The organism is Streptomyces sp. NPDC029151, assembly GCF_055564315.1.
This window is the reverse complement of sequence record NZ_JBVHWQ010000021.1, coordinates 17,695-30,705: the sequence shown is the minus strand read 5'-3', so window position 1 is coordinate 30,705 and position 13,011 is coordinate 17,695. Positions and strand designations below refer to the sequence as shown.

The window sequence follows — 13,011 nt, the reverse complement described above, 5'->3', positions numbered from 1 at the left end:
CCCCCCCCCCACCCCCCCCCCCCCCCCCCCCCCCCCCCCCCCCCCCCCCCCCCCCCCCCCCCCCCCCCCCCCCCCCCCCCCCCCCCCCCCCCCCCGCTGCGGGGGGAAGCGCCTGAGCGATCTGTTACGACGGGGGAATCGCGTCAGGCACTGCGGGGGGTGGCCGAGATGGTCGTCAGGTCGGGGTCCTCCGGCTCGGACAGCCGGTGGTCCCGCTGGTCCAGGTTCACAAAGATCATTCCGTACCGGATGGCGCATCGCACCGGCTGCGGCGCACCGCGCGGCTTGCGCAGACACCGGAACGCCCGCACGTCGTCGTCCTCGTCCCGCGTGACGACGACCGGCTCACCGAACACGGTCACCATCAGCGAGTCACCGCTGTGGGGGATGGCGGTGACCAGATCGATGAAGTGCCAGCCGGAGCGGTAGGCGGTGGCCATTTCGCGACGGAAGGAGCGGTCGTCGGGCGGGGTTGTCACGTCAGCTCCTCACGCCGTCCTTGGGGGCCACCGGCCACGTGGTGTCGCTCAGTGCCACACTCGCCGCGACCGCGCCCGGCCAGGTTGTGTCCGCTCGTACGTCGGCCTTCTCGCTCGCGAGGCCGCCCAGCGCCCCCGCGGTCATCACGACGGAGAAAGCGGCGACAAGTATCGAGCGAAGCAGTCTCTTGCCCATAGTCGGCTTCGTCCTCACTTGAAGGTCCCCTCTTCCCCCGTCGAGTACGACGATGGCTCATTCGGGCACGTCATGGCCACATAATCGATGCATCATGTTCCTGCACGTTCAGGACCCTGGGGGGTGGAGATTTGGCAACGAATCGGACTAAAGCTGCACATCCCCATGCCGTGACCGAGATGTGTGAGGATGGTGGACGTCTCTACGCCGATGCTCTGCGAGCCGGACGCATCGCTCGGTCAGAGGTGGAAACCGCCCCCTGTCTAGTGGAGTTCGACCTCCTGCATCCGGATCCGGACGATCCTGAATGGCTCCTGCCCCTCCCCGCACCCGTGGCCCTGGCACAGCGCCTCAGCCCCATAGAACGGGAGATCACAGAACGCAGGCGGCTGTCCGTCCGACTCGCCGATGCTTTCGAGCCGTTCATGGCGCTCAGCAGCCACATGGCCGCCACCACCGACTCCATCGCGGTGCTGGAGGGCGGGGAACGCATCAACGCGGCGCTGAACCTCGCCACATCGCAGTGCCAGAACGAAGTGCTCACCGTCCAGCCCAGTGACCGCCTGTCCGAGCAGAACCTGCTGCGGGGCCTGGAACGCGACCGGCCGCTCATCGAACGCGGCGTCAGGATCCGCACGCTCTACCAGCACACCGCGCGGTACAACCCGGAGAAGCTGGCGTACGTCGCCCAACTCGCCAACGGCAAGGCCGAGTACCGCACCATCGACGAGTTGGTGGAGCGGCTCATCGTCTGCGACGAGGCCGTCGCCTTCATCCCCATCCGCGACGATCAGCAGGTCGCGCTGGAGCTGCGTCATCCGGGCCTGGTCCGCTACCTGATCAAGGTGTTCGAGTTCATGTGGGGCCGGGCGGTCCCGCTGAGCGCCGGCGCCCCCTACGAGACGGCCCCCGGCGGCATCACCGAGATCCAGCACTCCATCGCCAAGCTCCTGGTCGAAGGCCACGTGGACGAGGCCATCGCCCGCCGCCTCGGCATGAACGTCCGCACCTGCCGCGCCCACATCGCCAAACTCGCCCATGCCCTCGGCAGCGGCAGCCGCGCGCAACTCGGCTACCTCATCGCCCAGTCCGGCATCCTGGACCGGGACACCCAGGCGGCCCGCTGAGGCGCCCGGGCCGCGCGCCCCGCGGTGAGGGCCGCCGGACGCGGCCAGGGCCTCTCTCTCTCGGATCAGGCCGGCCCCCCGCGACGGTGACTGTCGGCCGACCCGAGCGGGGTCGGGTGCGTGCAGCCGCACGGCGGAGGAGGGCGTCGACGCGATGGGGGTCCCCCCGCGCGAGCGACGTCGAGCGTGGGGGAGCCGGCAACCGACGACAACGCCGCAGATGTGCGTGCCAGACCCCGCGACCCCGCCAAGACCCGGAAGAGAGGCCCTAGGGCGCCTCAGCGGGCGCTCGGGGGTTCCTGGTCCCGGCCGGTGAGGGCGGTGGTCGGCAGGGGCGGGCGGTGGCCGTCGAGGCCGACCTGGGCGATGCGGACACCGAGCTGGGTGCGGCTGGCCGCGCCGAGGGTCTCCGAGAGGCGGGCGATGTGGGCCCGGCAGGTACGGACGCTGATGCCGAGGCGTTCGGCGATGACGGCGTCCTGGTGCCCCTCCGCCAGCAGCGCGGCGATGGACTGCTCACGGTGGGAGATGCCCTCGATGCCCGTGTCGGGCAGGGGCGCCGTCAACGGGATCGCCAGGCGCCAGAGGCGTTCGAAGACCGTCACCAGGTATTCCACCAGCGCGGGGTGGCGCAGTTCCAGGGCCATCGTGCGATCGGCGTTGGCGGGGATGAACGCCACCGTGCGGTCGAAGAGGATGAGCCGGTCGATGACCTCGTCCAGGGTGCGGGCCTCCACCGTGTCGCCCATCAGCTCCAGGTAGTTGAGCAGGCCCTGGCCGTGCCGGGCGACGTGGGTGTACAGGTCCCGCATGCGGACGCCCCGGCCGCGCAGGGCGAGCGCCCGGTGCAGGCCCTCGGTCAGCTCCGCCTCGCGCCGGATGCCGCCGGGCTGCACGGTGAGCACCTCGGTGGTGCACGCATCGGTCGCCTCGTCCATCGCGGCCTGGATGCGGGAGAGACCGTCCAGGACGCGGATGGCGCTGCCCTCGGCCGGTGCCACGAGCGCGTTCAGCTGCCGGCCCAGGCCCGCGTACCACTCGAAGGCGGCGACCGCCGAGCCCACCCGCCGCTGGCTCTCGCTGACCTCGTCGTAGACCCCGCGCAGCAGCCGGGTCATGACCTCCTGCGGGGAGGTCGGCACCAGCCAGTCCATGTCGTCGGGGTCCGGGTGCAGCAGGGCCAGTTCCAGCAGGCAGGGCACCGGTTCGGCGTCCGTGCGCGGCACCCGGCCCCGGCGCACGGCACGGGAGTACACCCGGTCCCCGGCCGCACACAGCCGGTCGGCACCGTGAGGATGCTCCTCCGCCCCGTGCCCGGCCATCGCCCATTCCACCCCCGGTGTGCTGCCACTTCCGCAGCGCAACTATGCGCGGCGCCCAACCGGGTCCGCAACACGGCTCACTGCGCGGGGGTCACCGGAAAGTCCCGCTCCGACCGGGTTTCGGCGCCGCTCCGCCCCGCGCGCTGCACCGAGGTGACGGCGGGGCGGGGGCGGCGTTCCGGCGGCGCGGCAGGCGCTCCCCCGCGGGTGCCGACGGGGACGGGCGGGCCTGCCACCGGGGACGGGCCTACTTCAGGCCGATCGCCGCGCAGGCCGCCTTGTACTTGGCGGTGCAGATGTCCCCGACGGTGTAGATGCCGTCCTCGATGACGGTGTCCTTGATGGTGCGCTTGGTGAGCGCGCTCACCTGGACCAGCCGGGCCGGGATGTCCTTGGCGGTGGGGCTGTCCACCCGGTCCTGGGTGAGGGCGTCGAACTGGATGTCCTTGCCCTGGATCTTGGTGACGGCCATCTGCGCGGCGGCCTCGGCCTCGTCCGGGTAGGACTTGTAGACGCTCATGTACTGCTCACCGGAGACGACCCGCTGCACCGCGTCCAGTTCGGCGTCCTGGCCGGTGATCGGGGGCAGGTCGGTGACGCCGGCCGCCTTCAGGGCCTTGATGACACCGCCGGCCATGCCGTCGTTGGCCGCGTAGACGGCGGCGATGTTGCTCTTGCCGATCTGCGCGATCGCCTTGGCCATGTTGGCCTCGGCGTTCTCCGGCTTCCACTCGGTGGTGTCGTAGCTCGCCGCGATGTCCACCTTGCCGTTGAGCTCGGAGAGCGCGCCCTCCTTGAACTGCTTGGCGTTCGGGTCGGTGGGCGAGCCGTTCATCATGACGACCTTGTCGGAGGTGTCGACGCCCGATCCGAGGGCCTCCAGCAGGGTGCGGCCCTGCACCTCGCCGACGAGTTCGTTGTCGAAGGAGATGTACGCGTCGATCGGGCCCTCGGCGAGCCGGTCGTAGGCGATGACCGGGATGCCCGCGTCCTTGGCCTTCTTCACCCCGTCGGCGACGGCGTGCGCGTCGACGGCGTCCAGCAGGATGACGTCCACCTTGGAGTCGATCATGTTCTGGAGCTGCTCGGACTGCCGGGCCGCGCTGGCGTCGGCGTTGGCGTACTCCACCTTGCCCTGCTTCTTGGTGAGTTCGGCCACCTTGTCCTTGATGATGGGGTAGTCGAACTTGTCGTAGCGGGTGTTCGACTTCTCCGGCAGCAGCAGGCCCACCGTGATGTCGTTGCCCTTCGTCGGGCTCGCGCTCGCGCCGTCCCCCGTCGCGTTCAGCACGCCGCAGCCGGCGAGCGAGAGGGTCATCGTGGACAGGGCCACGGAAATGGCGATACGACGCATGCGGGGCTCACTTCAGGTGCGTTTCCGGACGTGGGTGCTGCAATACGACCCAGGTGACTGAAAAGACAACGCTGAGCCCGTACCCGCCGTCAAGAAAAATCACTTAACGAGTGCGCAACACCACGCACAGCTGCATCTGTGAAGGTCGCGCGAAACCCCTTCAAGTGACCTTTACGGACCGTACACCCAAAGGGAGTTCACGGTTCCCGCACGGATCCGTACAACCCGCCCGGTACGTCACGGGTCGTGATCGCGGCGGCCCCGAACCGCGCCCCGACTCGCTCAGAGGACCGAATGAACTCAGCCAGACGTACGGCCGCCGCCGTGCTCGCCGCGTCCGCCACGGCGGCCCGGGCCACCCCGGACGGCGAGGAGCGCCGCGCCTTCGCGGACGCCGTGGACACGGGCGGGACGCACAAGGCGAGAGGGGCCCGGAAGTCCGGGCCCCTCTCGTTCCGCGACGGTGCGGGTCAGTCCTGTTGCTGCCGCTTCGGCCGCCACACCACCAGCGCACTGGTCTGCTGGACCTCCTGGTACGGCACCAGGTCGCGCCGGTAGGAGGCGTGCACGGCGGCCTCGCGCTGCTGCATCGCGGCCGCCGCGCCGTCCAGGGCGGCCTCCAGCTCGGCGACCCGGGACTGGAGGGCCGCGACCTGGTTCTCCAGTTCGATGATCCGCTTGATGCCGGCCAGGTTGATGCCCTCGTCCTGCGACAGCTGCTGCACCTGGCGCAGCAGCTCGATGTCACGGGCCGAGTAGCGGCGGCCCCGGCCGGCGGTGCGGTCCGGGGAGACCAGGCCCAGGCGGTCGTACTGGCGCAGGGTCTGCGGGTGGAGTCCGGACAGCTGGGCCGCCACCGAGATGACGTAGACCGGGGTCTCATCAGTCAGTTCGTACGGTGAAAAACCCCCGCGCTGACGGGGACGACGGCCGTCCATCACTCTCAAGCTCCCTTCGCGGCCTCGAACAGCTCCGCCCGCGGGTCCTCGCCCGCGGTCGCCTCGCGATACGCCTCCAGCGCGTCACGAGCCTTCCCCGACAGGTCCGTGGGGACACGCACCTCGACGGTGACCAGCAGGTCGCCGCGGGTGCCGTCCTTGCGGACCGCGCCCTTGCCCCGCGCCCGCATCGTGCGGCCGTTCGGGGTGCCGGGCGGCAGCTTCAGGGTGACGGCGGGGCCGCCGAGCGTGGGGACCCGCACCTCGCCGCCGAGGGCCGCCTCGGCGAACGTCACCGGCACGGTGACGGTGAGGTTGTCGCCCTTGCGCCCGAAGACCGGGTGCTCGCCGACGTGGACGACCACGTACAGGTCGCCGGCCGGACCGCCCCGCTCGCCGGGCGCGCCCTTGCCGCGCAGCCGGATCCGCTGCCCGTCGGTGACACCCGCCGGGATGCGGACCTGCATGGTCCGGGACGACTTGGCCCGCCCGCTGCCCTTGCACTCCAGGCAGGGGTGCTCGGCGATCAGGCCGCGGCCCTTGCAGTCGGGGCAGGGGTCGGTGAGCGAGAAGCCGCCACCGGAGCCCCGGGCGACCTGTCCGGTGCCGACGCAGGTCGGGCACACGCTGGGCGTGCCGTTCTTGTCGCCGGTGCCGGAACAGGCCTTGCAGGGCGCCTGGGAGGACATCCTGAGGGGCACCGTGGCGCCCTCGATGGCCTCCGTGAAGCTCAGCGTGACCTCGGACTCGATGTCCTGGCCCCGCCGGGGCTGGGTCCGCGGGCCCGCGGTGCCGCCGCGGTTGAACAGGCCCCCGAAGACGTCACCGATCCCTCCGCCGAAGCCTCCGCCCTGGGCGGCGCCTCCGAAGAGGTCGCCCAGGTCGAAGTTGAAGGAGCCGCCGGCCGTACCCGGTCCGGGACGGAAGCCGCCGCTGCCGAACAACGCGCGCGCCTCGTCGTACTCCTTGCGCTTCTTGGGGTCGCCGAGCACGTCGTTCGCCTCGGAGATCTCCTTGAAGCGCTCCTCGGCCTTGGCGTTGCCCTTGTTGGCGTCCGGGTGGAACTCGCGGGCGAGCTTCCGGTACGCCTTCTTGATCTCGGCCTCGGTGGCGTCCTTGGGGACGCCGAGGACCTTGTAGTAGTCCTTCTCGATGAAGTCCTTGGTGCTCATCCTCGACGTACCCCCTCTCCCGGCCTTCCCTCGGTCAACACGTCAGCCCTCGTCCGGGCCACCGCTCTCCTTGTCGTCGGCCGCCGGGGTGGACTCCTCGGCGCCCTCGGCCTTGACGGTCTGCGCGCCGGGCTGCGGCTCGGCCACGGCCACCCGCGCGGGGCGGATGGTGCGCTCGCCGATGCGGTACCCCGGCTGCAGGATCGCCACGCAGGTCGTCTCGGTGACGTCCGGCGCGTAGCTGTGCATCAGGGCCTCGTGGATCGTCGGGTCGAAGGGCTCGCCCTCCTTGCCGAACTGCTGGAGGCCCATCTTCGCGGCGACGGTCTCCAGCGACTCGGCCACCGACTTGAAGCCGCCGACCAGTTCGCCGTGTTCCCGCGCGCGGCCGATGTCGTCGAGCACGGGCAGGAGCTCGGTCAGGAGGTTCGCGATGGCGATCTCCTTGACCGCGATCCGGTCACGCTCGACCCGGCGGCGGTAGTTCTGGTATTCGGCCTGGAGCCGCTGGAGGTCCGCCGTACGCTCACTCAGCGCCGTGCGCACCTGGTCCAGCTGGGCGACCAGACCGGCGTTCTCTTCGTGTCCGTCCCCGGCCGGGGCCGCCCCCTCCTCGGGGGCGGCCTTCGGCTCGGCGTCGTCGGAGGTGGCGCCGGAGGGGACGTCGGGCTTCTCTTCAAAGCCCGGGGTCTCCTCCGTCACGCGGCACCGTCCTTGCGCTCGTCGTCCACGATCTCGGCGTCCACGACGTCGTCGTCGGCGGCCTTGGCACCGCCGGCGGCGGCACCCTCGGGACCGCCCGCGGCCTGCTGGGCGTCGGCGTACATCGCCTGGCCGAGCTTCTGCGAGACGCCCGCAACCTTCTCGGTGGCGGTGCGGATCTCGGCGGTGTCCTCGCCCTTGAGGGCTTCCTTCAGCTCGCCGACCGCGGCCTCGACCTCGGTCTTGATCTCGCCGGGGACCTTGTCCTCGTTATCCTTGAGGAACTTCTCGGTCTGGTAGACCAGCTGCTCGCCCTGGTTGCGGGCCTCGGCGGCCTCGCGGCGCTTGTGGTCCTCCTCCGCGTAGCGCTCGGCCTCCTCGCGCATGCGGTCGACCTCTTCCTTCGGGAGCGAGGAGCCGCCGGTGACGGTCATCTTCTGCTCCTTTCCGGTGCCGAGGTCCTTCGCCGTGACGTGCATGATGCCGTTGGCGTCGATGTCGAAGGAGACCTCGATCTGCGGGACGCCGCGCGGCGCCGGCGGCAGACCGGTCAGCTCGAACATGCCGAGCTTCTTGTTGTACGCCGCGATCTCGCGCTCGCCCTGGTAGACCTGGATCTGCACGGACGGCTGGTTGTCCTCGGCCGTGGTGAAGATCTCGGAGCGCTTGGTCGGGATCGTGGTGTTGCGCTCGATCAGCTTGGTCATGATGCCGCCCTTGGTCTCGATACCGAGGGACAGCGGGGTGACGTCGAGCAGCAGGACGTCCTTGACCTCGCCCTTGAGGACACCGGCCTGGAGCGAGGCGCCGATGGCGACGACCTCGTCCGGGTTCACACCCTTGTTGGCCTCCTTGCCGCCGGTCAGCTCCTTGACGAGCTCGGCGACGGCGGGCATACGGGTGGAGCCACCGACGAGGACGACGTGGTCGATCTCGTTGATGGAGATGCCGGCGTCCTTGATGACGTTGTGGAACGGCGTCTTGCAGCGCTCCAGCAGGTCGGCCGTCAGCTGCTGGAACTGGGCGCGGGTGAGCTTCTCGTCCAGGTGCAGCGGGCCCTCGGCGGACGCCGTGATGTACGGCAGGTTGATCGAGGTCTCGGTGGAGGAGGACAGCTCGATCTTGGCCTTCTCGGCGGCCTCGCGGAGGCGCTGGAGGGCCATCTTGTCCTTGGACAGGTCCACGCCGTGGCCGGACTGGAACTGCTTGACCAGGTAGTCGACGACGCGCTGGTCCCAGTCGTCACCACCGAGGTGGTTGTCACCGTTGGTGGCCTTCACCTCGACGACGCCGTCGCCGATCTCCAGCAGGGACACGTCGAAGGTGCCGCCGCCGAGGTCGAAGACGAGGATCGTCTGGTCGTCCTTGTCGAGGCCGTACGCCAGCGCGGCGGCGGTCGGCTCGTTGACGATGCGCAGGACGTTCAGACCGGCGATCTCGCCGGCCTCCTTCGTCGCCTGACGCTCGGAGTCGTTGAAGTAGGCCGGGACGGTGATGACCGCGTCCGTGACCTTCTCGCCCAGGTAGGCCTCGGCGTCCCGCTTCAGCTTCTGCAGGATGAACGCGGAGATCTGCTGCGGGTTGAAGTCCTTCCCGTCCAGCTGGATCTTCCAGTCGGTGCCCATGTGGCGCTTCACCGAGCGGATGGTCCGGTCCACGTTCGTGACCGCCTGGCGCTTGGCCACCTCGCCGACGAGCACCTCGCCGTTCTTCGCGAAGGCGACGACGGACGGCGTGGTCCTGGCACCCTCGGCGTTGGTGATGACGGTGGGCTCGCCGCCCTCCAGAACGCTGACGACGGAGTTAGTCGTGCCCAGGTCGATGCCGACCGCACGTGCCATGGTTGATTCCTCCAGCTGACTTGAGTGGAACAGGCTCAAGTGTGCACGAGGAGACCCGCCGGGTCAACAGACCTGAGTCAGCCAGGCTCAACTCTTATCCGCTCCTTACACGCAAGTGCCCGCTGACCTGCGTCGATGGCGGCCGACGCCCCTGAGGGGCGGGAATCAGAAGGAGCAACAGCACGGCGAGAACCACCCCGCCGGCCACCCACAGCACCGCCCGCTCCCCCGTCCACCCGGTGTGCACGAGCACCCCCACGAGCACCGAGGAGAAGGAGCCGGCGCCGAGCAGCACGACCGACCCCTGCGGGGTGAGCCCGAGCCGCCGCAGCCGGTGCGCGAGGTGGTCGGGGCCGCGCCGGAGCAGCGGACGCCGGGCCGCCCCCCGGGCGAGGACCACCAGCAGGGCGTCGGCGGCGGCGACGGCGCCGAGGCAGAACACCACCGCCGTGCTCGGCCCGATGTCGTACCCCGCGCGCGTGAAGACGACCGCCGAGGACAGCACGAACCCGGTGAACAGCGAGCCGCAGGCGCCGAGGCCGATCCGCGCGGGGTGCCAGTTGTGCATCAGGAAACCGGTGAGGGCGGCGGCGACCACGCTCAGCAGCACGGCGAGCCCGTCCATCACCTCGGCGGCGGCACAGGCCCCGGCGCCGAAGGCGGTGACCACCCCGACCGTCCCGGCCAGCCCGTCGGCGTGGTCGAGCCCCTTGAAGGCGAGGGTGGCGAGGACGATCCAGCCGACGGCCAGCAGCCCGCCCGGTACGCCCGTCTCGTCGTACGGCACCACGCAGGCCGCCGCCACGGCCGTACCGGCGACGAGCACGCGCGCGCGCAGCCGCCACACGTCCGCCACCAGGCCCAGTCCGGCCACCCCGACGGCGGCCGTGAGCAGCCCGCCGACCCCGTCCCCGAGCGGGGCGACCCGGGTCCACTCACCCATTCCGGCGACCAGGCAGGTGACGACCACGACGGCGAGGCCGCCGAGGAGCGGCAGGGGGCGCTGCCGTCGCCGGTCGAGGATTCCGGCCCTCAGGGCGGGCAGCCGGAGCGCCGCCGCGAGCACGGCGGTGCAGAGCAGGGCGGCGGTGGCGGCGGCGATCCCGTAGAGCACGGCTCTAAGGTAGGGGCGAAAGTATCAATTCGGGATGAATAACACGATCGGATTGCCCGCAGAAGGAGGACACAGGCCACCCTCAGCGACTCAGATCACCCCGCACTCTGCTGCATCCCGAAGGAAGATGGGGGTAGTCTCAGACGGACTACATAAGTTACCGCTTAGTAATGTCGGCCGCCTCAGGAGCCCCAATGCAACTCGCCGCGATCATCGTGTCGCTGGTCCTGATCGTGGTCGGCGTGGCACTGTTCGGCCGCGCCCTCCTCCAGATCTTCAACCAACTGCGGCTGGGCCAGCCGGTGCCGGCCGGCACGCGGACCAACGAGCCCGTACAGCGCACCCTCACCGTGGTCCGGGAGTTCCTCGGGCACACCCGGATGAACCGCTGGGGCATCGTGGGCGTGGCGCACTGGTTCGTCGCCGTGGGCTTCTTCACGCTGCTGCTGACGATCGTCAACGCCATCGGGCAGCTGTTCCAGGCCGACTGGATCCTGCCCGTCCTCGGCGACTGGGCGCCGTACAACATCTACGTCGAGTTCATCGGCACGATGACGGTCGTCGGCATCCTCGTCCTGATCGCGGTCCGCCAGCTGAGCCACCCGCGCAGGCCCGGCCGCAAGTCCCGGTTCGCCGGCTCCAACTTCGGCCAGGCGTACTTCGTCGAGACCGTCATCCTCGTCGTCGGTGTCTGCATCTTCATGCTGCACGCCCTGGAGGGCGCCCAGCACCACGTCGACGGCTACGAGGCCTCGTTCTTCATCTCCTACCCGGTCGTGTCGTGGCTGGAGGGCCTGGACGTCTCCACCCTCCAGAACCTCACCTACTTCTTCGCCGGCCTGAAGATCGCGACCTCCTTCATCTGGATGATCACGGTCGCCCTGAAGACCGACATGGGCGTGGCCTGGCACCGCTTCCTGGCCTTCCCGAACATCTGGTTCAAGCGCAACGCCACCGGCGAGACCTCCCTCGGCGCCCTGCTCCCGATGACCAGCGGCGGCAAGCCGATCAACTTCGAGGACCCGGGCGAGGACGACGTCTTCGGCGTCTCCCAGGTCGAGCAGTTCTCCTGGAAGGGCCTCCTCGACTTCTCCACCTGCACCGAGTGCGGCCGCTGCCAGTCGCAGTGCCCCGCCTGGAACACCGGCAAGCCGCTCTCCCCGAAGCTGCTGATCATGTCCCTGCGGGACCACGCGCACGCCAAGGCGCCGTACCTGCTGGCCGGCGGCGGCAAGACCATGGAGGGCGAGGAGAAGGCGAGCGAGGAGCAGCTCAAGGACGTCCCCGCCGCCGCGCTCGCCGAGGCCGAGCGCCCGCTGGTCGGCACCGCCGAGGAGAACGGCGTCATCGACCCGGACGTCCTGTGGTCCTGCACCACCTGCGGCGCCTGCGTCGAGCAGTGCCCGGTGGACATCGAGCACGTCGACCACATCGTCGACATGCGCCGCTACCAGGTCATGATCGAGAGTGCCTTCCCCTCCGAGGCCGGCACGATGCTCAAGAACCTGGAGAAGAAGGGCAACCCCTGGGGCCTGGCCAAGAAGCAGCGCCTGGAGTGGACCAAGGAGGTCGACTTCGAGGTCCCGGTCGTCGGCAAGGACATCGAGGACCTCACCGAGGTCGAGTACCTGTACTGGGTCGGCTGCGCCGGCGCCCTGGAGGACCGCGCCAAGAAGACCACCAAGGCCTTCGCCGAGCTGCTGCACATCGCGGGCGTCAAGTTCGCGATCATGGGCGGCGACGAGAAGTGCACCGGTGACTCCGCCCGCCGCCTCGGCAACGAGCCCCTGTTCCAGGAGCTCGGCATGGAGAACGTGATGGCCCTGAACACGGCGTTCGGCGAGGAGCTGGACGACGAGGGCAAGGTCGTCGCCGAGTCCGCGAAGCCGAAGTCGGCGAAGAAGATCGTCGCCACCTGCCCGCACTGCCTCAACACGCTCGGCAACGAGTACCCGCAGCTCGGCGGCGACTACGAGGTCATCCACCACACCCAGCTGCTCCAGCACCTGGTGGACGAGGGCAAACTGGTCCCGGTCACCCCGGTCGAGGGCATCATCACCTACCACGACCCGTGCTACCTGGGCCGCCACAACAAGATCTACACGCCCCCGCGCGAGATCATCGGCAAGGTCCCCGGTCTGCGCAACGAGGAGATGCACCGCCACAAGGAGCGCGGCTTCTGCTGCGGCGCCGGCGGCGCCCGGATGTGGATGGAAGAGCGCATCGGCAAGCGCATCAACAACGAGCGCGTCGACGAGGCCCTCTCCCTCAACCCCGACATCGTCTCCACCGCCTGCCCCTTCTGCCTGGTCATGCTCACCGACTCGGTGAACGGCAAGAAGAACGACGGCAAGGCGAAGGAGTCGATCCAGGTGGTCGACGTCGCCCAGCTGCTCCTGGAGTCCGTGAAGACGCCGGTCGACCCGGAGGACTCGACGGAGACGGAGAGCGAGCCGGAACCGGAGCCGGTGAAGTAGCTCCCCCGAACGGACGGCGCCCCCTGACCCGCACAGGCAGGGGGCGCCGTCGTATGCCCGCACGCTCCAACCGGACCACCCCGGCGCACCGGCCCGGTGTCCGGCTCCGGCCGGGCGCCCTCCGGACCGGCGTCCGCGCCCTTCGGCCGGACGCCCGGCGGATCGGCGCCCGGGCGTTTCGACCAGGCCCCCTGACACACCGGGCGCGCGTGGAGACGCCCCGGCGGACCGGCGCCCGAGCGCTTCAGCCAGGCCCCCCTGACGCACCGGCGCCCGTGCGGCAGACACC

At 70.2% G+C, this 13,011-nt stretch carries 11 protein-coding genes; 2 read left to right on the top strand and 9 right to left on the bottom strand.

Annotated elements, in window-relative coordinates; translation table 11 throughout:
- Positions 1 to 143: 143 nt before the first annotated feature.
- Positions 144 to 479, bottom strand: a complete 336-nt coding sequence (locus ACZ4VF_RS37800; RefSeq protein ID WP_467931744.1) for a hypothetical protein — start codon at positions 477 to 479, stop codon at positions 144 to 146.
- Between the two features lies 1 nt (position 480).
- Positions 481 to 675, bottom strand: coding sequence for a hypothetical protein (locus tag ACZ4VF_RS37795; RefSeq protein ID WP_467931743.1), 195 nt, complete (start codon positions 673 to 675; stop codon positions 481 to 483).
- A 131-nt stretch (positions 676 to 806) separates the two neighbouring features.
- On the opposite strand from ACZ4VF_RS37795, the gene ACZ4VF_RS37790 reads away from it, so the two are divergent.
- On the top strand, positions 807 to 1,802 hold the full coding sequence (locus ACZ4VF_RS37790) for a helix-turn-helix transcriptional regulator (protein ID WP_467931741.1): 996 nt from the start codon (positions 807 to 809) through the stop codon (positions 1,800 to 1,802).
- A 278-nt stretch (positions 1,803 to 2,080) separates the two neighbouring features.
- On the opposite strand, the gene ACZ4VF_RS37785 is transcribed toward ACZ4VF_RS37790, so the two are convergent.
- The 7 genes from ACZ4VF_RS37785 to ACZ4VF_RS37755 form a co-directional block, all read right to left on the bottom strand.
- Positions 2,081 to 3,124, bottom strand: a complete 1,044-nt coding sequence (locus tag ACZ4VF_RS37785; protein WP_467931740.1) for a helix-turn-helix transcriptional regulator — start codon at positions 3,122 to 3,124, stop codon at positions 2,081 to 2,083.
- 247 nt (positions 3,125 to 3,371) lie between these two features.
- Positions 3,372 to 4,478, bottom strand: coding sequence for a sugar ABC transporter substrate-binding protein (locus ACZ4VF_RS37780; RefSeq protein ID WP_467931739.1), 1,107 nt, complete (start codon positions 4,476 to 4,478; stop codon positions 3,372 to 3,374).
- Between the two features lie 470 nt (positions 4,479 to 4,948).
- The gene (locus tag ACZ4VF_RS37775; RefSeq protein ID WP_059255065.1) at positions 4,949 to 5,416 is read right to left on the bottom strand and encodes a heat shock protein transcriptional repressor HspR; all 468 of its coding nucleotides are present in this window, start codon (positions 5,414 to 5,416) and stop codon (positions 4,949 to 4,951) included.
- Positions 5,417 to 5,421: 5 nt separating this feature from the next.
- The gene (gene dnaJ / locus ACZ4VF_RS37770) at positions 5,422 to 6,588 is read right to left on the bottom strand and encodes a molecular chaperone DnaJ (protein WP_467931737.1); all 1,167 of its coding nucleotides are present in this window, start codon (positions 6,586 to 6,588) and stop codon (positions 5,422 to 5,424) included.
- A 42-nt stretch (positions 6,589 to 6,630) separates the two neighbouring features.
- Positions 6,631 to 7,290, bottom strand: coding sequence for a nucleotide exchange factor GrpE (grpE, locus tag ACZ4VF_RS37765; protein ID WP_467931736.1), 660 nt, complete (start codon positions 7,288 to 7,290; stop codon positions 6,631 to 6,633).
- Positions 7,287 to 9,131 carry a molecular chaperone DnaK gene (dnaK, locus tag ACZ4VF_RS37760; protein WP_467931734.1) on the bottom strand — a complete coding sequence of 615 codons (1,845 nt, stop codon included), beginning with the start codon at positions 9,129 to 9,131 and terminating at the stop codon, positions 7,287 to 7,289. Before dnaK ends, grpE begins: the two co-directional genes overlap by 4 nt.
- Positions 9,132 to 9,225: 94 nt before the next feature.
- Positions 9,226 to 10,245: an MraY family glycosyltransferase gene (locus ACZ4VF_RS37755; RefSeq protein ID WP_467931732.1), complete on the bottom strand. Its 1,020-nt coding sequence runs from the start codon at positions 10,243 to 10,245 to the stop codon at positions 9,226 to 9,228.
- Between the two features lie 194 nt (positions 10,246 to 10,439).
- Between ACZ4VF_RS37755 and ACZ4VF_RS37750 the strand changes: the two genes are divergently transcribed.
- Positions 10,440 to 12,722, top strand: a complete 2,283-nt coding sequence (locus tag ACZ4VF_RS37750; protein ID WP_467931731.1) for a (Fe-S)-binding protein — start codon at positions 10,440 to 10,442, stop codon at positions 12,720 to 12,722.
- The last annotated feature ends 289 nt before the right edge of the window (positions 12,723 to 13,011 follow it).

Bases quoted from the DNA above. Each gene is read 5' to 3' on its own strand.
- ACZ4VF_RS37795 (WP_467931743.1), bottom strand. From the start codon at position 675: ATGGGCAAGAGACTGCTTCGCTCGATACTTGTCGCCGCTTTCTCCGTC.
- ACZ4VF_RS37785 (WP_467931740.1), bottom strand. From the start codon at position 3,124: ATGGCCGGGCACGGGGCGGAGGAGCATCCTCACGGTGCCGACCGGCTG.
- ACZ4VF_RS37780 (WP_467931739.1), bottom strand. From the start codon at position 4,478: ATGCGTCGTATCGCCATTTCCGTGGCCCTGTCCACGATGACCCTCTCG.
- ACZ4VF_RS37775 (WP_059255065.1), bottom strand. From the start codon at position 5,416: ATGGACGGCCGTCGTCCCCGTCAGCGCGGGGGTTTTTCACCGTACGAA.
- dnaJ (WP_467931737.1), bottom strand. From the start codon at position 6,588: ATGAGCACCAAGGACTTCATCGAGAAGGACTACTACAAGGTCCTCGGC.
- dnaK (WP_467931734.1), bottom strand. From the start codon at position 9,131: ATGGCACGTGCGGTCGGCATCGACCTGGGCACGACTAACTCCGTCGTC.
- ACZ4VF_RS37750 (WP_467931731.1), top strand. From the start codon at position 10,440: ATGCAACTCGCCGCGATCATCGTGTCGCTGGTCCTGATCGTGGTCGGC.